This window comes from Micromonospora sp. WMMD975, assembly GCF_029581215.1.
GTDB lineage: Bacteria > Actinomycetota > Actinomycetes > Mycobacteriales > Micromonosporaceae > Micromonospora.
In genome coordinates this window covers 2,122,112-2,144,706 of record NZ_CP120739.1, presented here as the reverse complement: position 1 = coordinate 2,144,706, position 22,595 = coordinate 2,122,112, and the positions used below count along the sequence as shown (strand labels likewise).

Here is a 22,595-nt window from a genome sequence, read left to right as displayed (position 1 = left end):
TCGGATCGTCGTGGTCAGTGGTCCCGGACCAGGCGCGCGTACGCCCCGTCCCGGGCGACAAGTTGCTCGTGGGTGCCGCGCTCCACCTCCCGACCGCCGTCCAGCACGACGATCAGGTCGCAGTCGCGGACCGTGGACAGGCGGTGCGCCACGATCAGACAGGTCGCCCCGCGCCGGCGCAGGTGCATGTCGATCCGGCGCTCGGTCTCGGCGTCGAGCGCGCTCGTGGCCTCGTCCAGCACCAGCACCCGGGGGTTGCGGACGAGCGCACGGGCGATCTCCAACCGCTGCCGCTGACCACCGGAGAAGTTGCGGGCGTTCTCCCGCACCGGGCTGCCCAGGCCGCCCGGGCGGGCGGCGACCTCGTCGTAGAGGCAGGCGTCGGTGAGCGCGGTGACGACGTCCTCGTCGGCGATCGTGAGGTCCCACATGGTGACGTTGTCCCGAACCGTTCCCTCGAACAGCCGCTGGTCCTGGTCCACCATGGCGACGGTGGCCGCCCACAGCCCGCCGTCTGCCTCCGACCGTTCCAGACCGTCCACCGTGACCCGCCCGGTCCACGGACGGTAGAGGCCGGCGACCAGCCGGCCCACCGTCGACTTGCCGCTGCCCGACCGCCCGACGAGCGCCACCCGGGCGCCCGGCGGCAGGTCCAGACTGAAGTTCTCCAACAGCGGACGGCCCAACGGGTTGTAGCCGAAGGTCACGTCCTCGATCCGCAGATGACCCTCCATCGGCGCCAGCGGCCCGGCCGACCGGTCCTCGACCGGTGCCAGCGGATAGCGCTCCACGTCGCGCAGCCGGTTGAGGTCGGCGCTCATGTCCTGCAGCCGGGAGCCCAGCGCGGCCAGGTTGCCCAACGGCCGGTTCATCGCGACGGCCAGGCTCTGCATGCCGACGAGCACGCCGACGCTCATCGCCTCCGCCACCACCTGCCGACTGCCCAGCCCCAACAGCACCGCGGTGGTTCCCGAGGCGAGGAACACGGGCAGGACCGAGAGCACCGCGGTGGGCACCCCCAGCCGCTGCTGCCGGCTGGTGACGGTGGCGTTGCGGGCGGCGAACCGGGCCACGGCCCGTTCCTCCTCGCCACCGGCCTTCACCGTCTCGATCATCTGGACGGTGGTGTACACGGTGGTCACCAGCTTGCTGCGGTCCGCCTGCAATCCGGCGACAGCCGTCGACCGGGTCGAGGCGACGTAACGCAGCACGCTGACGTTCAACCCGGCCAGGACCACCGCGCACAGCCCGAGCAACAGGTCGTACTGGCAGAGCAGCGCCCCGTACGCCAGCACCAGGGCGGTGTCCACGACGGTGGTGGCCGCCCGGCGGGTGAGCACCTCGGCGACGACCTCGTTGCCGCGGACCCGCTGGCTGAGGTCGGCGGCCTGCCGCTGGTCGAAGAAGGTCGGCGGCAGCCGCAGCAGATGTCGGAAGAACCGGGCGGCGCTGCCCAGGGCCAGTGTCGTCTCCGACCGTACGGTCAGGCGTTGCTGGAGCAGGCTGGCGAGGAAGGTCAGCACGGCGGCCACCGCCACCGCGGCCACCAGGCCGGCGAACGCGGCCCGGTCCTCCTGCAACAGCACCCGGTCGACGAAGATCTGGGCCATCACCGGGATGGTCAGACCGACCAGGGCGATCAGCAGGCCGAGCAACAGCATCTGCGCGATCGCCGAGCCCGGGCCGCGCCACCGCTGCGCCAGCACCCGCAGCAGCCGGTAGCGGGCGCCACCGGGCTCGAACTGCGGGCCGGGCTCCATGGTGAGCACGATGCCGGTGAAGGCGCCGTCGAACTCCTCCCAGCTCACCGCGCGTGGCCCGGTGGCCGGATCGTTGATGTGGACCTTGCGGCCGAGCCCCTCCAGCACCACGAAGTGCTCGAACCGCCAGAACAGCACCGCCGGCAACGCCACCCCGGCCAGGCCGCCCAGATCCATCTGGAAACCCTTGGCCACCATCCCGTACCGCCGGGCGCCCTTGAGCACGGTGGCTGCGGTCGAGCCGTCCCGGCTCACGCCGCACACCCGGCGCAGCTCCTCGAGCGGCACGTGCCGGCCGTGGTGACCGAGCAGGATCCCGAGCGCGGCGGCGCCGCACTCCACCGCCTCCATCTGGATCAGGGTGGGGGTACGCACCCGTCGACGTCGGATCCGGGGCAGCTCCGGCGCGCCGATCGCGGCGGTCCTCGGCCCGCTCATCGCCGCAGCAACCAGTCGATCGGGTGATCCTGGTCCACGGTGAACCAGGCGGTGACCTCGCTTGCCGAATTGAGCTGGAACGGCGGCGGGGACTTGGTCCACCGCAGACCGCCCGGCGCGGCCGGGTCGGCCTCCAGCGCGACCGTGACCCGGACCACGCTGCCCCGGGCGAGCAGCCGCCGGACGTCCGGCCCGGTGCCCAGGAAGGCACGCAGCGACGCCTCCGTCTCCGGGAAGGCGCCGACCGTGCTCACCCGACCGGCCAGGGTGCCGAACACGTTGCGCGGCGCCGCCGCGGCGGCCACCTCGACGGGTACGCCCGGTTGCAGCAGCGGCGCGGCGACGGCCGGTGCGTACACGACGGCCTGCAACGCGTCCCCGGCGGTGTCGAGCCGTTCCAGGTCGGCCAGGTGCGAGCCCGGGGTGACGATCTCGCCCTCCGAGACCAGCCAGGCGACGACGTACGCATCACCCGGCGCGGTCTCCACCCGCACCGCGCCGTCGGACGTGCGCAGGCTGTAGAGCGGGGTGCCCTTGGGCACCCGCTGGTGCGGGGACGCCCACACCTTGGTGACCTGACCGCTGTCGAGCGCGTCGAGGGCGGAGATCCCGTTGGAGTGGATCAGCACCCCGGCCGCCTCGACGGTCCGGGGCACCACCGTGCGCACCGACCAGACACCGGCCGCGATCACGACGATGACGAGCGCGGTGGTGGCCAACCAGCTGGGCACGGTGGTCAGCCGGACCGCCAGGTCCAGTTGCTCGGGCGCCTCCAACTGGCGCAACGCCTGCCGTCGGAACTTCACGGCCGGGCCCCCGCCCGCCCGAGCCCCGGCGGCACGTCGGCGCCGCGCGAGCCGAGCAGGAAGTCGGCCACGCTCGGCTCGACCAGCGGATCGAGCCCGGACAACTCGGCGAACGCCTGGGAGTCGCCGGCGCCGAGCGCGCACGGCGCCAGCCCCATGGCGGTGGCGACGAGATACATCTGCTGGGTCAGCACACCCGCGTCCTTGAGAATCATGGCGTAGCTCATCCCTTCGTACTTCCACATCAGTCGCTGGACCCGCGCGGTGACCAGCAGAACCGTCTGCGGCGGCCGGGGCATGGCGCCGGCCGCCCGGGCGTACGCCAACAGCCGGTCGGCGGCCGGCGCCCAGCCGGCGACCGGCTCCAGCCGGTGCCCGACGGCGTCGTAGTGGTAGAGCCCGGGGTCCAGCCCGGCGCAGCGCGCGACAAGCGGATAGATCTCCAGTTCGTAGACCCCGCCGCCGCCCGGATAGGGCCGGTGGCCCACCTCCTGCCCGCCGGCCTCGCCGACGGCGGTGGTGTGCTGCGAGCGGTACAGGAACTCCGCCAGCCGCTCGATCGGCAACGGCACCGCGTCGTCGTGCTCGCGGATGCTGCGCCGGTCGGCGACGACCTGACTGAACCCCGGATCCGCCTTGGCGATCGTCGCCAGGTCCGGCAGCGGCAGCTCGACCGCCCGGTCCCGGTCGTAGGGGCGGCGCAGCGGCTGCGGGGCGAACCGCTCGCGCATCCGGTAGGTGCCGCCCACCGGCAGCGCGTGCCGGCCGGCCCGGGACCGCTGGTGCAGCCGCAACTCCTCCGGCGACCAGTAGGCGAGCGGCGCGTCGTCGCGTTCCGCCTCGAACTCGGCGTCGGTGACCAGGACCCGGGCGGTGGCCAGCTCGTCGAGCACCCGACCGGCGGCGGCCGGCGACACGCCGAGCGTGCGGGCCACCGTGTCCGGGCCGACGCCCGGCACGGCGGCGGCCAGCACCGCGCCGACGGCGGCGTCGGCGCAACCGACCACGAGGGTGCTCAGCGACGACGCGGCCACCAGCATGTCCCGTTCGTGCTGGAGGGTGGCGAAGCGGGACAGCCGGTAGCGGACGCCTGGGGCGTGGGTGCGGCTCTCCGGCAGGCTGCCCCGGCCCAGGCCGGTCGGCACCAGGTCGAGCAGCGCCCGGTCGTCGACCTGGACGCGGCGCTCCAACCAGGAGTGGGCCAGCAGCCGGCGCAGCAGCAACTGCGCCGGCAGCACCCGGCTCTCCCCCTCCAGGCCGCTGATCAGCCGGCCGACCTCGACGTCACCGACCCAGTCGGCGGCGAGCCGCAGCAGCAGCGCCCGCCGGCCCATCCCCGGTCGCTCCAGGGTGAGCTGGAAGCGGGTCTGCCGCAGGGTCAGCGAACCGTCCTCACCGAGTCGCAACTCCGCGTCGCGGCGCAGCCGGTAGGACTCCTGGATCGGCGGGCCGCCGCCGGAGCCGCTCACGGCGACCGCCGACCGTCCGGATCGGTGCTCATCTCCACGTCCCTCCCCCGGTTCCCGGCAGGTCGACAGCGTCGGTCAGAAAAAGACGTTCAACGGATTCGCCGACGTCTCGTCGACGGCCACCGGACCGCGGCCGAGGCGGGCCGGGACCTCCCACAGCCGGCCCGGACCGAGCCGGCGCCAGAAGTGCCGCAGCCCCGGCACCACGACCTTCACCACCGCCAGCTCGATGTCCGGACGGGACTGGTCGACGACGATCACCTCCAGGCCGGCGCGCTCCGCCCGGCCGACGCAGCGACGCACGTCGTCGCCGACGTCGCCGGTGGCAAGCGTCGGGTGGTCGGCGGCGGTGCGCGGCGGCCGGGCCGGGTCCGGGGACAGCCAGGGCTGGTCGGCCACCCGAACGGTGCCGAACCAGCGCGCGGTGTCCGGGTCGTCGACGCCGTACCTGTTGCGGCTCGACGTGGGACCGGGAACGGCGGGCAGGAACTGGTTCACCTCGGTCAGCGCCCGGGTCAGCGCGACCCGTGCGTCCAGGTGCGCGCCGAAGCCGACCAGCACGTCCTCCGGCCCGCCGTCGGCCCGCCGGGACACCGCCGCGAACGCCGGTACGCCGAGGTCGGCGGTCAGGTCGAGGGCCCACAGCTCGCGGCCCAGGGCGGTGGCGTGGTGCGCCACGCAGGCGGCCGTCCACGGGTCGGCGAACGAGGCGAGGTCCACCCCCGGCATCCGGGAGCGGTGATACCACCACAGGGCCACGCTGTCCCGCTCGACGAGTTCGCAGAAGCCCTGCAGGATCGCCTCGGAGCGGGTGCCGCCGGCCGCGCTGCCGTTCGAGTCGGCCGCGCACACCCCGGGCCCGGCCTGCTCCGGATGCCCGTACCAGCAGTACGCGGCGGGCAGCTCGCGCGGCGCCTGCCGGGTCAACGACCAGCCGGTGGTCCAGTCCAGTTCCGTCTCGTCAGCCAGCGGGCGCGGGATGCGGTGCAGATGGCCCAGGTCGCGGTTGAGCCGGTCGCGGTCGGCGTACTGGCGGTCCGAGAACAGCAGCAACTCGCGCAGGTGCAGCGCGCGGTCCGGGCCGAGCTGCCGGTAGGTCGCCCGGTGCACCGGGCGGTCGCCGCGCCACACCCCGCAGTAGCGCTCCACCGCCTCCCCGACCGCGCTCATCCGCGCCTGCAGGTCGGTGCGGCCCTTGCCGCCGCTCTGCCCGCGCAGGTTGCGGCGCAGCGCGGCGAGCTGGCGGGGTTGGGCGAAGTTGTGCCCGGCCGAATAGGTGTGGGTGACGCCGTTGTCGGTCGCCTCCAGCGGAGTCAGCCGGCTCACCACCCCCAGGTAGCGGCTGACGTGGTGGGCGAGCGCGGCGTACGCCTCGGCGGGGTCACGGGTGCGAGCCTCCGCGCCCCGGCTGGGCTCCGCGCCGCTGGGCGGCAGGTCGATCCGGGGCTCGGCCTTACCGACGAGATCCGGGTCGCCGCAGGCGGGGCACTGCGGTTGGCGTACCAGTTGGTGGCTCTCCGTGCTCAGGTCCCGGGTGTCCAGGGCGACCATCCGGCCGGTGAGGCGGGGCGACGTGCCCCGCACGGCGAGCACGGCGAGTTCGGCGGCGAGCAGCCCCGCGGCGGTGGTGGCCAGTCCGGGCAGGACCGCCCGGCCGGGCTGCGGCAGCGGACCGGCCAGGTCCTGCCCGCCGAGGAACGCGTTCACCTGCTCGTTCTCCTGCCAGCGTTGCCGCAGGCAGGCCCAGCAACCGGTGCGGCCGGGCACCAGGTGCGGCCCGAGGAGGACGACGTTGCCGTGCGGCCGGGCCAGGGTCCACGCCCGGCCGGCGGCCAGGTGGCGCTCGTTGAGCCGGGCCAGCCGGGGGTCGAGCATCGACGACGGAAGCACCAGCACCTGCGCGGCGCCCGAGTCGGCGTCCGGCGCATCCGGGTCGGCGTCCAGCGCGCCCGGGTCGGCGTCCGGTGCGCCCGGGTCGGCGTCCAGCGCGCCCGGCTCGGCGTCCGGCCCGACCACGGTCGCGGTGAGCCCGAGGGCGCGCAACGCCCCGGCGACCTCGGCGACCCGCGGTGCCCCGAGGTCCACGATGGTGACCCGGCCGCCGGCCACCCACCGCAGCCCGGCCTCGGGGGGCACACCCCGGGCGTCCCAACCGGCGGCCTCGGCCGGCGACGCGTGCGCCGGACCGGACACGAGCAGGCCGTGGTCCCGCAGCCGGGCGAGGGCGGCGGCGACGGCGGCCATCGGGTGCCGGGCGGCCAGCCGGGCCACCACGTCGGCAAGCGGTACGGTGCCGTCGAGCCGATCGGCCAGCTCGGCGGTGACCGGGTCGTCGATGAGCAGGCTGCGGGTCTCCCCCAGCACCACGAGCGGACCGTCGGGCAGCCGCACCGGCAGGTAGTCCGATCGGAAGCGCGGACGCCACATGGTTCCTCCCGGGCCTGGTGGCCGGACCGCGACTGTGCCCCGGCCCCGCCGGCGATCAGGGCTGCTGCCATCGTCGCGGTCCCGGGGGTCCGATCCCGAGTTCTGCCACCGGTTTCAGCCGTCGCCGGCAGCCCGGCCGGTCGCCGGCGCGGTCCGGCGGCGGTCCGGCGGCGTCGCCGTCAGGCACCGGCTGTCAGACGACGGCACGGTCAGGGCGGTCCGGGCGGCGGTGACCGTCAGGCGGTGACCGTCAGGCGGTGACCGTCAGGCGGCGGTGACGGTCAGCGCGGTGTCGTTGAGACCCAGCACCGAGGTGCCGGTGGCCTGTGCCGGCACCAGCAGCAGGAAGGTCTCCACCCGGGCCACCCGGATCGACTTCCCGCTCACCGGCGCGCGATGGCCGGTGGCGATCAGGTCCGGGCTCTGCGGCACCATCTTGACGGTGGCCGGGCCGTCGGGCGCCGGACTCAGCGTGTCGGTCGCGTGGATCGTCAGGAAGGTGAGCGTGCCGGTCGGCACCTCGACCGCGCAGTCCGACCACTCCGCCCGGTCCATCGTCCGTCGCACCGTCGCGCCGGCGCCGGCGAGCTGCTGCCCGTAGACCTCCCAACCGCCGGCGAACTGGCCGTCCAGCAGCGGGCTCGACGCGACGAGGGACCTGTTGCTCGTGGTGGAGCCGATGCTGCGGGCGAACACCTCGGCGGCGAGGGCCCGGCGGCTGGTCTCGTCCAGGGCCTCGCCGCCCTCCGTGGCCGGTCGGCCGTCGATGCTCCGGGCGACCACGAGCGACGGTTGGGTCACCTGGATGTTGTGGCTGAGCTTCCACTGGCCGTCGGCGTCGAGCACGAACTGGCTGACGTCGGTGGGGGCCAGCTCCGAGCCGGCCAGCCGGAGGGTGGCCGTGGCCAGGAAGCAGGCCGGGTCGCCGGGCGGCACCGCGAAGGCCGGGTTGAGGTGCTGGAACGACGGCTGCGGACGCTTGTTGTAGGTGGCCCGGCGGACCGCGGCGATGCTGAGGTCCAGCGAGGGCGAGACCTCCTGGGTCCGCAGCGCCTCGACGTCTCCGGCCACCGATGCCGCCGAGTCGGCCGAGTCGAAGGCGGTGAGCACCAGCGCGGCGCGGTCCCTGCCGAAGGTGGCCGAATCGGACGCCGCCGGCGCGGCCGCATCCACCGGTTCGTCCCCGCAGCCCGCCAGCACGAGCAACGCCAGCGCGGCGGCGGCGACCGGCATCGGCGGCGCGACGAGGCGGCGCGGGCTCCCCACGGATCTACTGCCCAGCATCTCGTCCTCCATCCGAAACCGGTGCACGGGAATCGCGCCCGATGCAGTCGAGTATGTGAGCGACGGTCGGAGCCCGCCGGTGGCGGCGCGGCCTCATGCTGCCGGGCCATCCGGCGTTGCACCGAATGACGTCATCCGGGCCGGATCGCGGTCACCGATCGGTGACATCGAGCCGGGCGACCCAGGCGACCAGAGCCGACCGGGACGCGACGCCCGCCTTGCGGTAGATCCGGGTGAGATGCGCCTCCACCGTGCGGGGACTGATGTTCAGCCGACGCCCGATCAACCGGCTGGTGACCCCGGTCGCCGCCAACTGCGCGATGTGCCACTCCCGATCGGTCAGGGCGGCGACCGCGCGCGCTCCGACCGGACTGGCCAGTCGCGCGCCGACCCGTTCCGTCCCGCACCACCGGGCCAGTTCCAGCGCCCGGCGGCGCGCCCGCGCCGCCGGAACGCCCCGGTCCGCGGCCTCGGCGGCCCGGGCCAGGGACGCAAGCGCGAAGCTGCGGCGCAGCGCCATCCCGCCGACGCGGAACAGATCGGCCGCGGTCTCCAGATGAGGCAGCGCCGCCTCAACCTCACCGCGGGCGAGCAGCACCTCGCCGTACGCCGACTCGGCGAAGCCCCGCTGCCCGGGCAGCTCGACCCGCTCCGCCTCGGCCATCGCCAGCCGCGCCTGCCGCTCGGCGTCGGCCACCTCGCCCGCGGCGAGCGCGGCGGCACAGAGCAGTTCGTGCCACATCGGCCGCAACGTGTCCTGGAGGTGGCTCAGCCGGCTGTCGCCCCCGGCCGAACGCACCAAATCGGCGCAGGTGGCCGGATCACCGGACAGCAACGTCGCGGTCGCCAACGCCGTCGCGGCGGTCCGGCCGGACCAGGTGGCGAGGTCGGTGGCGAGGTCGACGGCGCTGCGGGCCAGCCCGACCGCCCGTTCGTCGTCGCGGAGGCCACCACGCCACGCCGTCGCCTCCGCCTCGAACGCCAGGGCGAAACACAGCAGGTGGCGGCTGCCGATGCGCCGGGCGACGATGCCCGCCTCGGTGGCCAACCCGATGGCCGCGGTCAGTTGGCCGCTGTGGTAGGCCACCTGGCAGCGACCGAGCAGCAGCTGGCACAGGCCGTCGTCCCGGTGCGCGGCGCGGACCAGCGTCAACCCCCGGTCGAGGTGCCGCACCGCGTCGGCCTGACGTTCGAGATACAACGCGGTCAGGCCGAGCGCGGTCAGGCAGTCCGGATGGTCGCGCACGTCCCGGTCGGGCAGCGAGTCGACGATCCGGGCGCCGGCGTCGAGCAGACCCCGGGCGTCGTCGACCGCGCCGCCGTGGACGGCGGCCAGGCCGCGTACGGCCAGCAGGCCGGCCAGGTCCGCGCCGGAGCCGTCCGGGTCTCCGGTGAGCGCGTCGGGCAGTCCGGCCACCGGCCGCCCGGCGAGGATGCCGGCGGCGCCGATCTCGGTGGCGAGTCGGTAGCCGCCGGCGGGTCCGGTGCCGACCGGAAGGGCGGCCAGCTCGCGCCGGCTGATGGCCGCCGCCTCCGCGTAGTTCCCGAGGAGGCGCTCCACCCGCGCCCACAGCGCGACCGCCTGGGCCCGTCGCCCCTCCGGGTCGGCGGGGAGCAACGGCACGATCTCCTGGAGCAGGGCCCGGCTCTCGGCCAGGTCGCCCGCCTCCCCGATGACCCGGGCCAACGCCAGCGACACCTCCCGGTGACGCGGCGTCGAGCCGGCCGTCGGGCGCAGCGCCCGCAACGCCAGTCGCAGCCAGTGGATGGCCAGGTCCGGTGTCTCGCGCCGGATCTCCTGCGCGGCCCGGCAGAGCACGTCCACGCAGCGTTCGGCCCAACGGCCGCTCGGCAGGGCGAGCAGCCGCTCCGCGTAGCGGGCCCGCTCCGCGGGCGACGCGCCCAGATCGACGAGCGCGGTGAGCGCCCGCGCGCAGGCGTCCACCCGCCACGCCGGATCGGTATCCTGGGCGACCGCCATCCGCAGCACCGGATGCCGGAGGGCGAACCGTCCGGTGCCGGGCACCCGGCGGATCAGGTCGCGTCGGGCCAGCCGCCAACCGGCCTCGACCGCCAGGGCCGCGGGCACCTGCGCGACCTCGGCGAGCAGATCGGGGGCGAAGGGCGCGTCGAGGATCGCCCCGGCGCGCAGGCAGGCCAGGTCGACCGGGGGCAGGTCCGCCCACTCGCGGCGCAGCACCGCCATCGTCGCGTCGGACAGCCGGGCACCCGGCGGTTCACGGACCTCCTCGGCGCGCTCCGCGGCCGGGCCGCCGGGCAGCGCCGCCAGGTAGCCGGGGTTGCCGCCGGTCAGCTCGTAGCGGGCGCGCAGCTCCGCCGGATCGACGCCAGGATGCAGGAGCGCGGTCTCGGCGAGGCTCAGGGGGTGGAGTTCGAGCCGGTCGTGTGAGGCCGGTTCCGCCTCGACGTGTCCACCGGGATCGGGTGGACCGAACGGCATCGGCGTCGCCGTCTGCCGCGGCCGGTAGACGAGCACCAGCAGCAGCGGCGCGGGCACCGGATATCGCAGCAGGTGGGCGATGAGGCCGGCGGAGGCGGCGTCCGCCCAGTGCAGATCGTCGAGGACCAGCACCAGGCCGTCCCGGGCGGCCAGGCCGATCAGCCGGCGGGCCAACTGGAAGGCGCGGAACCGCCGCGCGTCGGACGCCGACGTCGGCGGCGCCGCGGCGAAGCCCCAGATCTCCCCGGTCGCTCCGGTGGGTCGCCCGGCACCCAGCCCCCGTCGCGGTGACTGCCCCGCGGCGAAGGCGTGCCGGAACACGTGGAAGGGGACGCCCCGCTCCTCCGGCGCGCAGGTCCCGACCGTCCAGGGAACCTGGGGGACGCACTGGTGCAGGGCCTCGCGGACCAGTCGGGTCTTGCCGATCCCCGGCTCGCCGACCACCTCGCAGACCACCTGTCGCCCGCGGCTCAGGGCGGCGTCGTGGGCCCGGTCGATACGCGCCAACAGTGGTCGCCGCCCGACGAAACGGGGGCCCGTTGGCACATTATCCAGCCCAGTTGTCATCACGCAGCAAAACGCTTCCCGACGAACTCCAATGGGGATTGAACGCACTATACCGGAGCGCCGTCGACCGCCGAAAATACCGATGCGGCCCATCTATTTTCAGCAGCCGGGCCAAGGGCGCCTCTTCCCACATTCGCGCCACACCCTGCATAAGGGACCGGTCACCAAAAGGCCGGAACGATATCCCCGAAGCCCAATAAATTCGCCCGGATGCCGCGACCCGATCCGGCGATCTTGGAGGTTATGTCGGATTGATCCTTCTATCGGAGGCATTACCACCGCAGGGCGGCGGCTGTCACCGCCACCCCGCCCTCGGAACCCGGTGTTCCCTCAATTGCGACGGTGCGGGTGGGAGCGGTGATCCCGACACGCCAGTCGCCCAGGCGTTAGATGGGGCCCCTTCTATACCGCAGGCGTTAAGAAGGGGCCCCGCCTTACCTCAGTTGCGGGTGATGGTGAACGTGCTGGTGGTGTTGCGGATGTCCTGGGCGTTGTCGGTCAGGCGCAGGTTGGTGAAGGTCGCGGAGCCGACCGCCGGCCCCTGGCCCGCCTCGGGCATCTCGTTGACCCAGATGCCGATGCCGGACTTCGCGTCGAAGGCGTCACCGCTGCGCCGCGCCCCGGAGATCGAGACGTTCGTCAGGACCGTGTCGGTGATCGGGTTCTCCGGCTGGCTGCCGGTGTACTTGGTCTGGAACATGATCCCCGAGTACGTCGGGTCGACGATGTCGACGTCGGTCACCCGGATGCCGCGGAACTCCTTGGACGCGGAGAACAGCCACATCGCCGGGAACGTCTGCGCGCCCCAGAAGTGCCCGCCGGAGCGGATCAGCGAGATGTTCTCGAACCGGGTGGGCGGGTTCGCGCCGAACCCGACGAACGGGTAGCCGAAATCCAGCGAGCTGATGGTGATGCCCGAGTACGTCAACTGGTCGGCGATGTAGAGGTTGCGGAAGATGTTGTCGTAGCCGCCGTACACGGCGATGCCCGCCGCCCGCCAGGTGAGCGTGGCGGTCAGGTTCTCGAACACGTTGCCGTGGTTGCCGCCCGAGCCGCCCTGGTCGGTGGCGGAGAACAACGCGAACGCGTCGTCGCCGTTGGAGCGGCCCTCCGAGTTGGTGACCAGGGCGTTGGTGCTGCCGTTGGTCATGTTCACCGCGTCGGCGAAGGTGTTGCGGAACCGGCTGTCCCGGATGGTCAGCCCGTCCACGCTCACCCCCCAGTACGCGCAGACGGTGTGCTCGACCCAGACGCTGTCGAGCGTCAGGTCGTCCACGTCCTTCAGCTCGCCCCACACCTTGCCCGGACCGTCGATCCGGTTGGTGTAGTTGCCGAAGAACGCCAGGTGGGCGAAGGTCGAACCGCTGGCCGAGGACTCCACCCGGAACCCGGCGTCGGTGTTCTGCTGGTTGGTGGGCGTCTGGAAGCGGGTGTACCACATGCCCGCGCCGACGACCTTCACCGCCTTGCCGTACACCTGGAGTTTCTGCGCGGTCTCGTAGGTGCCGGCGGGCAGGTAGACGCCGACGAACGTGCCCGTGGTGTCCATCCGCACCGCGTCGAGCGCGTTCTGCACGTCGGCGTGGCTGAACCCGGTCGGCACCTTGTAGCGGGTCGGGTCCGGGTTGGCCCGGGGCGACACCAGCTCGGTGTTGACGAAGTCGATCGCGTACGTGGTGCTGTTCGCCGGGTCCTTCTGGAGCCGGATCCGGCTGCCCGCCGGGACGGTGGAGTTCAGCAGCACGTTCGCCTCGTCGTAGAGGTGCCGGGGCGCGCCCGCGCTCGGTGAGTCGCTCGGCGCCGCCTCCGCGCCGTAGAGCCAGATGTGCTTCGAGGTGAGGCTGATCGGCTTGTGCAGCACCCCGTTGACGTAGATGTTCAACGTCGAGTCGATCCCGCCGCCACCCGGGGCGTCCGGGATGGAGAAGCGGGTGACCAGGGCGTTCGCGGCCGACTTGGTGGTCCACTCGACGTACGCGCCGGTGGTGTTGAGGGTGACCGCCCGCCGGCCGGACGCCTCGCCGGCCAGGTCGCCGATGGTGCGGTTCGGTCCGATCACCTGCGCGCCGCCGCCGACCGAGCCGTCCTCGGCCTCGTACATGTCGTAGCCCAGGTTCGCCCCGCGACCGACGAACAGCGCCCGGTCACTCGTGTTGTTCTGCCGTTTCACCGGCAGTTCGTTGGCGTCGTCGGCGAGCACCACCCGCACGGTGTGGCGGCCGTTGGCGGCGGTCCAGGTGCCGAGCGACACCGGGCCGGCGGTGGCCCCGGCGGCGATCGTGCCGGAGTACGAGCCGGTGAGCGTGCGGACCACGGAACCCGAGTCGTTGAGCACGGTGAGCGTGATGCCGTGCGCGCCGCCCGCCGAGGCGATCGTGCCCTGGTTGCGCAGCGTCACCGCGAAACTGACCGTCGCGCCGGCCGCCGGCGTGCCCGGCGACCAGGTCACCGCGGAGGCCACCAGGTCGGAGCTGTCCACCGGGCGGACCGTCAAAGCGCTCGGGCTGGTGTAGGAGTTGTTCGCCTCGTTCTGCTCGATCACCGCGTTCGACTCGTCGACCTTGGCGGTGAGCTGGTAGCTGCCGGCGTCACGCGCGCCGATGTTCGCCGAGACGGCGCTCGACGCGCCGGCCGCGAGCGCGCCCACCGAGGCGGTGCCGACCTTCGTCGTACCCAGGTAGAGGTTGACGCTCGTGGCGGCGGACGCGGCGGTGCCGGCGTTGCGCACGGTGGCGGACAGGGTGATCGCGTCGGTCTCGACCGGCGCGGACGGTGCGGCGGTCAGGGAGGTGACGGTGAGGTCCGGGTTGGGCGCCGGCACGCCGATCACCTGGAGTTCCGCGACCTGGCCGTTGGAGGAGCCGGAGTTCGCGGTGAACTGCAACCGCACGTCCGCGGCGGTCGCCGAGACGGGGACGGTCACGGTGTTGCCGGTGTTCGGGTTGAAGGAGTACGTCGCGGAGCCGGCCAGGCTGGTGAACCCGGACGCGGACTGGTCCCGGCCGAGCACCTGGAACGTCTGGGTGCGCGCGCCCCACGCCGGGTCCGGGTTGAGCTTCACCACCACGGCGCTGATGCTGGCGTTGGCGCCGAGCGCCACGGTGAGCGTGCTCGGGTACGCGCCGGGCGCGCCCTCCCAGTAGGTGGCGACGTCGTCGTCGACCGCGTTCGCGGCGTTGAACACGTGCACCACCGACGAGGCGGTGGCCGGCTTGCCGACGGCCAGGTTGGTGCCGCCGGTGCCGCTGCCGGTACGGGTGACGGTGTTGCTGTTCGCCGACACGTTTCCGGCCGCGTCGCGGGCGCGCACCTGGTAGGAGACGGTGGCGCTGGCCGGCTGGCTGTCGGTGTACGTCAGCGTGGAGCCGCCGACCGTGGCACGCAGCGCGCCGTTGGCCCACACCTCGTAGCCGGTGACCCCGACGTTGTCGGTGGACGCGGTCCAGGTCAGTTTGATCTGCCCGCTCGCCGGCTGGGTGTAGGCCAGGTTGCCGGGCGCGGTCGGCGCGGTGGTGTCGCCGGTGTTGCCGGTGCGGGTCACCGTGTTGCTGTTCGCGGACACGTTCCCGGCCGCGTCCCGGGCCCGGACGTAGTACGACACCGTGCTGCCGGCGGGCTGGGTGTCGGTGTACGTGAGCGTGCTGCCGCCGACGCTCGTGCGCAGCACGCCGTTGGCGTAGACGTCGTAGCCGGTGACGCCGACGTTGTCGGTGGACGCGGTCCAGGTCAGCCGGACCTGATCGGTGGCCGGCTCGGTGAACGCGAGGTTGCCCGGCGCGCTCGGCGCCTGGGTGTCGCCTGTCGCCGGGCCGTAGATCTCCAGCTCGGCGAGCTGACCGGCGGGCCACGCGCTGTTCGCGGTGAACAGCAGCCGCAGGTAGCGGGTGGACGCGGTGGGCACGGTGACGGTCACCGTGTTGCCGCCGGACGGGTCGAACGCGTACGACGCGGACGCGACGAGCGTGCCGAACGTCGAGCCGTTGGTGCTGCCCTGCACGGTGAGCGTCTGGTTGCGGGCGCCCCAGCCGGTGGGCAGCCGCAGCACCAGCCGGTTGACGCTCGTGGCGGCGCCCAGGTCGGCCTGGATCCACTGCGGGAACGCGCTGTTCGGGCTCTCCCAGTAGGTGGCCGCGTTGCCGTCGTTGGCGTTGCCCGCCCCGTACACGTCGGAGTGGCCGCTCTCGGTCATCGCCTTGCCGAGCGCCAGGTTCGTCGACGAGCTGGCCGTGCCGTAGACCTCCAGCTCGGCGAGCTGCGCGGCGGTCCAGCCGGTGTTCGCGGTGATCACGACGCGCAGGTAGCGGGCGTTCGTGGCGGTGAAGCCGAGCGTCACCGCGTTGCCGGCGGCCGGGCTGAACGAGCGGGCGGCGGACGCGACGACCGTGGTGAAGCCGCTGCCGTCGGCGCTGGCCTGGACGGACAGCGTCTGGTTGCGCGCCTCCCAGGCGGCCGGGAGTTTGAGCACCACCTGGTCGACGGCGCGGCTGGTGCCGAGGTCGACCTGGGCCCACTGCGGCAGCGCGCCGCTGCTCTCCCAGTAACTGCCCTGGCTGCTGTCGGTGAGGTTGGCGGTGACGTAGGGACCGTTGACGCTGCTGGCGGTGGCGGTTCGGCCGGCGGCGAGGTTCGGGCCGCCGGCGGCGAGGGCCGGTGGGGCCGGCGCCGCGGTGACGGCCAGGCCGACCGCGGCGAGCACCGCGACCATTCTGGTACGGAGTCTGGACATGGTGGACGGACACCTTCTTCCCGGGGGAGGTGGAGAGGCGTTGACGGGGGTGGGGGGATGTGGTGGTACGGCGGGGACCCGGGTGGGTCCCCGCCGCGCCGGTCAGGAGGCGTAGACCTCGAACTCGGAGAGCTGGCCGGCCGGCCAGCCGGTGTTGCCGGTGAAGGTCAGCCGCACGAAGCGGCGGTCACCGGAGGGCAGCGCGATCGACACGCTGTTGCCGCCCGCCGGGTCGAACGTGTAGCCGGCCGCCGCCTTGAGCGTGGCGAACGACGAGCCGTCGGTGGAGCCGAGCACGGTCACCGTCTGGGTGCGGGTCTGCCAGGCCGCCGACGGTGGCAGCTTGAGCACCACCCGGGCCACCGGCCGGGCGCTGCCCAGGTCGACGGTCACCGACTGCGGGAAGGCGTTGTTGGCGCTCTCCCAGTAGGTGGTGGCGTTGCCGTCGACGGTGTTGCCGGCGCCGTACACGTCGGCGTGGCTGGTCTCCGCGACCGGGCGGCCGGCGGCCAGGTTCCCGGTCGGCGGCGCGGTGGTCGGCGGCGGGGTGGTGGTGGGCGGCGGGGTGGTCGTGCCGCCGCCGTACACCTCCAGCTCGGAGAGCTGGGCCGCCGGCCAGCCGGTGTTGCCGGTGACGGTGACCCGGACGTACCGGCGGGCGCCGGACGGCAGCGCGATCGACACGCTGTTGCCGGCCGCCGGGTCGAACACCCGGCCCGCCGACGCGGCGAGAGTCGAGAACATGGAGCCGTCGGTGGAGCCGAGCACGGACAGCGTCTCGGTGCGGCGTTCCCAGCCGGCCGGGAGCTTCAGCACCACCCGGTCGACCGTGCGCGACGCGCCGAGGTCGACGGTCAGCGACTGCGGGAACGCGCTGTTGGCGCTCTCCCAGTAGCTGGCCGCGTTGCCGTCGACCGCGTTGCCCGCGGCGTACACCTGGTTGACGCTCGTGGCGGTCGCCGGGCGTCCCTGGGCGAGGTTGCCGCCGGCCGGCGGCGGGGTGGTCGGGGGTGCGGTGGTCGGCGGGGTCGTGGTCGGCGGCGCGGTGGTCGGGGGCACGCTTGTCGGCGGCGGGCTGGACGGGCCGTTGCCCCACTGCGGCTGCGGCCACGGACCGCAGTACGGGGTGGCCGTGTACCAACCGGAGTTGCCGCTGCCCTGGGTGATCTGGAAGCCGCTGCCGACGCAGTTGTGCATCGGGTTGGCCTGGGCGATGTTCGTGGCCCGCACGTTCGTGAAGCTGACCTGGCTGGGCGCCTGCACCTGGAGCGCGTACGTGCCCGCGCCGTCGATCCGGACGTTGCTGAAGCTGATCCCGCTGGTCTGCCCCTCGATCCAGTGCAGCGCCGCGTAGGAGCTGTCCAGGATGTCGGTGTCGGTGACGTTGATCGCCGCGCCCTGGATCGGCTCGTTCAGCGCCGAGAACCAGATCGCGCCCACCCCGAAGTTCCAGTTGTAGTCGGAGTTGCCGTTGCGGATCAGCGTGTTGCGGGCGACCGTGATGGTGCCGGCCACCGCCGTCGGGCCGGTGACGCCGGGATAGCGGTTGGCCACGTGGATGCCGCCGCCGTTGGTCACCGAGTCGGCGGTCACGTTGTCCGCGATGGTGATGTTGCGCCCGCCGTACGTGACCAGGTGGTTCGCCAGGATCGTCACGCCGACCGTGTTGTGGGTGAACGAGTTGCCCACGTTCGGCATGCTCTGCGCCCACATGGCCAGGCCGTCGTCGCCGGTGTTGCGGACGAACGTGTTGGTGACCGTGGAGTTGGTGACCCCCCAGTGGAAGTTCACCCCGTCCGCGGTCTGGTCGAGGATCCGGCTGTTGCGGATGGTGAAGTTGTCCATCGGCCCGTCCATCCACGCGCCGACCTTGGTGTGCTGCAACCACAGGTTGTCCACCACCGAGTCGGTCATCGCGCCGCCGAGCGCGTTGACCTGGTCCTCGTCCACCCGTTCGCGGATGTCGCCGATGATGGCGAAGTCCCGCAGCGTCACGTTGCGGCTCGGCCCGCCGGCCTCGTGCGAGCGGATCTCACCGGAGTAGCCGCCGCCCGGCACGTACTTGCCGTAGATGCCGGCGGCGCGCTTGCGGTCGGTCGGGTGCCGGCCGCCGAGCACCGAATACCACGGCCCGGCGCCGCGCAGCGTCACGCCGTCGACCACCACGTGGTCCCAGAGCGTGAACGTGCCGGCCGGGATCCACACCGTCTTCCCCTGCGCCTTCCCGGCGTCCACCGCGGCCTGGAACTTCGCGGTCGAGTCGGTGGCGCCGGTCGGGTCCGCACCGAAGTCGGTGACCACGTCGAGCGCGCCGGACGGCTTGGCGATCGGCGACCCGACCAGCTCGAAGTCGGCCAGGTCGATGGTGAACGTGGGCGACTGCGCGGTCGACGACACCTGGAGCCGGATCTTCGTGCCGGCCGGATAGGTGGTGCCGAACATCGTCCGCGTCTCGTCGTAGAAGTGGTGCGGGTTGGTGTCGCCCGGGTTGTTGTTGAACGGGTACCCGCCGTAGAACCAGCCGTACCGGGAGGTCACCGGGACGGCCTTGACCAGCGTGCCGTTCGCGCGCAGGTCGATGCTGGCGTCGCGGCCGGTGCCGGCGGCGTTGTCCGGCAGGCTGTAGCGGAAGGTGACCGCGTTCGCCGGGGCGGCGAGCGTGAACTCGACGTACTCCCCGACCGCGTCGAGGGTGACCGCCTCCCGGCCGGACGCCTCCGACGGCAGCGTGCCGTAGCGCCGGTCCGGGCCGATCTTCGTGCCGTTGTGGGCGGCCTGCTCCGCCTCCTGCTCCCGGAACGGCACGGTGGCGCCGCGGCCGGAGATGTCGAACGGGGACAGCCCGGCGGCCTGCGCCGGGGTGGCGGTGGAGGTCAACGCCACGACGGTGAGTGTCGAGGCGGCGAGCGCGGCGGCGGCCAGGGCCGCCAGCCCGGTCCTGCGGTGGCGGTGGGTGGTGCGGTACTCGGCCATGCGGGGTGTGCTCCCTTTCATCGGTGGCCAGGTCCCCCGTGTGCGGCGGTGCGCTGCTCCTTTCTCCCCGGGCGCGGCGCGCCGGCGGCGGGACGGTGCCGCCGGCACGCCGCCGTCAGGCCGATCGGGTACGCAACCAGACGGCGGTGTCCGCTGGTAGCCGGTCGTCGTCGAGTGGTCCGCTCGCCAGCAGCAGCCGGTCGTACGCGGGCAGCGGCACGGCCTCGTCGCCGAGGTTGACCACGCAGGTGAGGCCGGGTTCGCGGGCGAACGCCAAGACCCGGTCGGGTGCGGGCAGCCAGGTCAACGCGCCGTCCCCGAGCGACGGTGAGGCCCGGCGCAGCGCCAGCGCCGCCCGGTACAGCTCCAGCATCGAGTGCGGGTCGCCGGCCTGGGCGCGGACCGTGCGGTCCTTCCAGTCCGCCGGCTGCGGCAGCCAGGGGGCGACTGTCGCGCCGTCCGGGCTGAACCCGAACGGCGGCGTGTCGCCCTGCCAGGGCAGCGGCACCCGGCACCCGTCGCGGCCCGGGTCGACCCGCCCGGAGCGTTCCCACATCGGGTCCTGCCGCAGCTCGTACGGGATGTCCTCGACCTCCCAGAGCCCCAGTTCCTCGCCCTGGTAGACGTAGGCGGCACCGGGCAGCGCCAGGGAGAGCAGCGCGGCGGCCCGGGCCCGGCGGGTGCCCAGTTCCAGGTCGGTGGGGATGCCCTCGCGCTTGGCCGCGAAGCTGAACGTGGTGTCGGCCCGGCCGTAGCGGGTGACGTGCCGGGTGACGTCGTGGTTCGACAGCACCCAGGTGGCCGGCGCGCCGACCGGCGCGTGCGCGGCGAGCGTGCCGTCGATGCTCTCCCGCAGCGCGACGGCGTCCCAGGCGCAGCCGAGGAAGTCGAAGTTGAACGCCGTGTGCAGCTCGTCCGGGCGCAGGTAGTTGGCGAACCGCTGCCGGTCCGGCAGCCACACCTCGCCGACCAGCGCCCGCTGGCCCGGGTAGCTGTCGGCGATCCGCCGCCAGGCGCGGTAGACGTCGTGCACGCCGTCCAGGTCGCGGAACGGGTGCGGCCGGTCCGGGTGGACCTCGGGCAGCGTGCCGTCCTTGACCAGCAGGCCGGCCGAGTCGATCCGGATGCCGTCCACCCCGCGGTCGAACCAGAACCGCAGGATGTCCTCGAACTCGGCGCGGACCCGGGGGTGGTCCCAGTTGAAGTCCGGTTGCTGCGGGGCGAACAGGTGCAGGTACCAGTCGCCGGGGGTGCCGTCCGGGTCGGTGGTGCGGGTCCAGGTGGGGCCGCCGAACTCGCCGGTCCAGTCGGTGGGCGGGAGGTCGCCACCGGGGCCGCGCCCGGCGCGGAACCAGAACAGCTCCCGTTCCGGCGCGTCCGGGCCGCCGGCAAGCGCGGCCCGGAACCACGGGTGCGCGTCCGAGCAGTGGTTGGGCACCACGTCGACGATGGTCCGGATGCCGAGCGCGTGCGCCTCGGTGATCAGCGCCTCCACCTCGCCGAGGGTGCCGAAGACCGGGTCGATGTCGCGGTAGTCGGACACGTCGTAGCCGGCGTCGGCCATCGGCGAGGGATACCAGGGGCTGTACCAGATCGCGTCGACGCCGAGCGCCGCGAGGTGGTCCAGGCGGGACCGGATGCCGGCGACGTCGCCGATCCCGTCGCCGTTGCCGTCGGCGAAGCTACGCGGGTAGACCTGGTAGATCACCGCTGAGCGCCACCACGGGCTGCTGTCGACCATGGACACGGTCACCTGCTTTCTGCGGATCGGTTCTGCTGCGACGGGACTCGCGGCGGGCTGCGGGCGGCGGCGCCCGGTCAGCCCTTGAGGCCGCCGGTGGTCAGGCCGGACATGATGTTCCGTTGGAAGATCAGGAACAGCACGACGGTGGGGATCGCGGCGATCACCGAGGCGGCGATCACCACGTTCATCGGGGTGCCGCCGGCGAAGGCGTAGATGCCCACGCTCACCGTGCGCGTCTCCGGCGACGGCATGACCAGCTTCGGCCAGAGGAAGTCCTTCCAGACCGCCGTCACCGCGAAGATCGCGACCACACCGAGGATCGGGCGGGACATCGGCAGCACGATCGACCAGAGCGTGCGCAGCGGCGACGCGCCGTCCATCACCGCGGCCGACATCAGGTCCTCCGGGATCGAGTCGAAGAACCGCTTCAGCAGGAAGATGTTGAACGCGTTGGCCACCAGCGGCAACCAGATCGCGAACGGCGAGTCGAGCAGGTTGACGTGCACGATCGGCAGGTCGATCACGGTCACGTACTGCGGCACGATCAGCACCATCGCCGGGATCATCAGCGTCGCCAGCATCATGCCGAGGATCAGCCCGCCGAGCACCGGGCGCAGCTTCGACAGCGCGTACGCCGCCGCGGTGTCGAACACCAACTGGAACAGCACCGCGCCGGTGGCGTAGTAGAACGTGTTGAACAGCAGCTTCGCCAGGTCGAGGTTGGTCCAGGCGTCCACGTAGTTCTGCGGCTGCGGGTCGCGCGGAAACAGCGACGGTGGGGTCTGCGCGATCTCCTGGCCGCTCTTGAGCGCGCCGGTGACCATCCAGTAGAGCGGGCCGAGGAAGACGAGCGTGAAGACCGCCACGACGACGGCGAGCACGGCCCAGTAGAGGACCCGGCCGCGACCGCGCCGCAGTTGGGCCGGGGAAATCAGGGTACGGGTGGTGAGGTCGGCTGCCATGTCCTAGTCCTGCCTCGCGGTCAGTCGCACGTAGACGGCGGAGAACCCGGCCAGCACCACCAGCATGATCACGCCGAGCGCGGCGGCGCCGTTGAGGTCGTTCTGGAAGAACCCGTGCTGATAGATCAGGTACGCCACCGAGGTCGCCGAGTCCTGCGTGCCGGCGCCGTTGGCGAGGATCAGCGGCTCGATGAAGAGCTGCATGGTGGCGACGATCTGGAGCATCGCCAGCAGCGCCAGGATCAGCCGGGTCTGCGGGATCGTCACGTGCACGATCCGCCGCCACACGCCGGCGCCGTCGATCTCGGCCGCCTCGTACAGCTCGCCGGGGATGTTCTGCAACGCGGCGAGATAGATCAGCACCGCGCCGCCCATGTTCATCCAGGTCGACGCCAGCACCATCGCCGGCATCGTCATGGTCGGCGACTGCATCCACTCCGACGTGGGCAGGCCGAGCGCGGTGAGGACGGCGTTGAACAGCCCCGCCTCGCTCGGGTCGTACGCGTAGAACTTGAACAGGAACAGCGCGGACGCCGGCGGCAGCATCACCGGCAGGTAGACGAGCACCCGCAGGTAGCCCTTGGCGTGGCGCAGCTCGTTGAGCAGGATCGCCACGAAGAACGGCACCGCGTAGCCGAGCACGAGCGCCAGGACGGTGAAGACGAACGTGTTCTTCCAGGCGGTCCAGAAGCTCGGATCGGCCACGATCCGGGCGTAGTTGTCCCAGCCCACCCAGGTGGTCTCGCCGCGTCGGGTGCGCTGGAAGCTCATCACCACGCCGCGGACCATCGGATACCAGGAGAAGACGGCGAAGCACGCGACCGCGCCGATGAGGAACGTGTGCCCGGTGAGGTTGTCGCGTACCTTCCGACCGAGGCCGGCGCGGCGCGCGGCGGAACGCCGCGGCGGCGGGGCGGAACGGCTCGACCGGCGGGTGACACCCGGGGCGGTGGTGAGCGCCAAGGCAACTCCTGCGGT

11 protein-coding genes are annotated in these 22,595 nt (G+C 73.1%); all 11 read right to left on the bottom strand.

The features are described from left to right. Window positions 1-14: 14 nt before the first annotated feature. Window positions 15-2,198, bottom strand: coding sequence for an NHLP family bacteriocin export ABC transporter peptidase/permease/ATPase subunit (locus O7613_RS09075; RefSeq protein ID WP_282293235.1), 2,184 nt, complete (start codon window positions 2,196-2,198; stop codon window positions 15-17). Continuing rightward, entirely contained in the window at window positions 2,195-3,004 is an 810-nt protein-coding gene (locus O7613_RS09070) for an HlyD family efflux transporter periplasmic adaptor subunit (RefSeq protein WP_281589705.1), read from the bottom strand. The genes O7613_RS09075 and O7613_RS09070 overlap by 4 nt, the downstream gene beginning before the upstream one ends. After that, complete coding sequence (locus tag O7613_RS09065; RefSeq protein ID WP_282293233.1) at window positions 3,001-4,473, bottom strand: SagB family peptide dehydrogenase; 1,473 nt, start codon at window positions 4,471-4,473, stop codon at window positions 3,001-3,003. Before O7613_RS09065 ends, O7613_RS09070 begins: the two co-directional genes overlap by 4 nt. Window positions 4,474-4,548: 75 nt before the next feature. After that, complete coding sequence (locus O7613_RS09060; protein WP_282293231.1) at window positions 4,549-6,900, bottom strand: TOMM precursor leader peptide-binding protein; 2,352 nt, start codon at window positions 6,898-6,900, stop codon at window positions 4,549-4,551. Window positions 6,901-7,164: 264 nt separating this feature from the next. Continuing rightward, window positions 7,165-8,184 (bottom strand): hypothetical protein, encoded by a 1,020-nt coding sequence (locus O7613_RS09055; RefSeq protein ID WP_281589710.1) that lies wholly within the window; start codon window positions 8,182-8,184, stop codon window positions 7,165-7,167. A 151-nt stretch (window positions 8,185-8,335) separates the two neighbouring features. Further along, entirely contained in the window at window positions 8,336-11,212 is a 2,877-nt protein-coding gene (locus O7613_RS09050) for a LuxR family transcriptional regulator (RefSeq protein WP_282294511.1), read from the bottom strand. Between the two features lie 439 nt (window positions 11,213-11,651). Beyond that, on the bottom strand, window positions 11,652-15,938 hold the full coding sequence (locus tag O7613_RS09045; RefSeq protein WP_282293228.1) for a discoidin domain-containing protein: 4,287 nt from the start codon (window positions 15,936-15,938) through the stop codon (window positions 11,652-11,654). A gap of 102 nt (window positions 15,939-16,040) precedes the next feature. Then, on the bottom strand, window positions 16,041-18,911 hold the full coding sequence (locus tag O7613_RS09040) for a discoidin domain-containing protein (RefSeq protein ID WP_282293226.1): 2,871 nt from the start codon (window positions 18,909-18,911) through the stop codon (window positions 16,041-16,043). 115 nt (window positions 18,912-19,026) lie between these two features. After that, complete coding sequence (locus O7613_RS09035) at window positions 19,027-20,652, bottom strand: glycoside hydrolase family 13 protein (protein ID WP_281590310.1); 1,626 nt, start codon at window positions 20,650-20,652, stop codon at window positions 19,027-19,029. 77 nt (window positions 20,653-20,729) lie between these two features. Beyond that, window positions 20,730-21,617, bottom strand: a complete 888-nt coding sequence (locus O7613_RS09030) for a carbohydrate ABC transporter permease (RefSeq protein ID WP_282293225.1) — start codon at window positions 21,615-21,617, stop codon at window positions 20,730-20,732. Between the two features lie 3 nt (window positions 21,618-21,620). Beyond that, window positions 21,621-22,580, bottom strand: a complete 960-nt coding sequence (locus tag O7613_RS09025) for a sugar ABC transporter permease (protein ID WP_281589719.1) — start codon at window positions 22,578-22,580, stop codon at window positions 21,621-21,623. Between the last annotated feature and the right edge of the window lie 15 nt (window positions 22,581-22,595).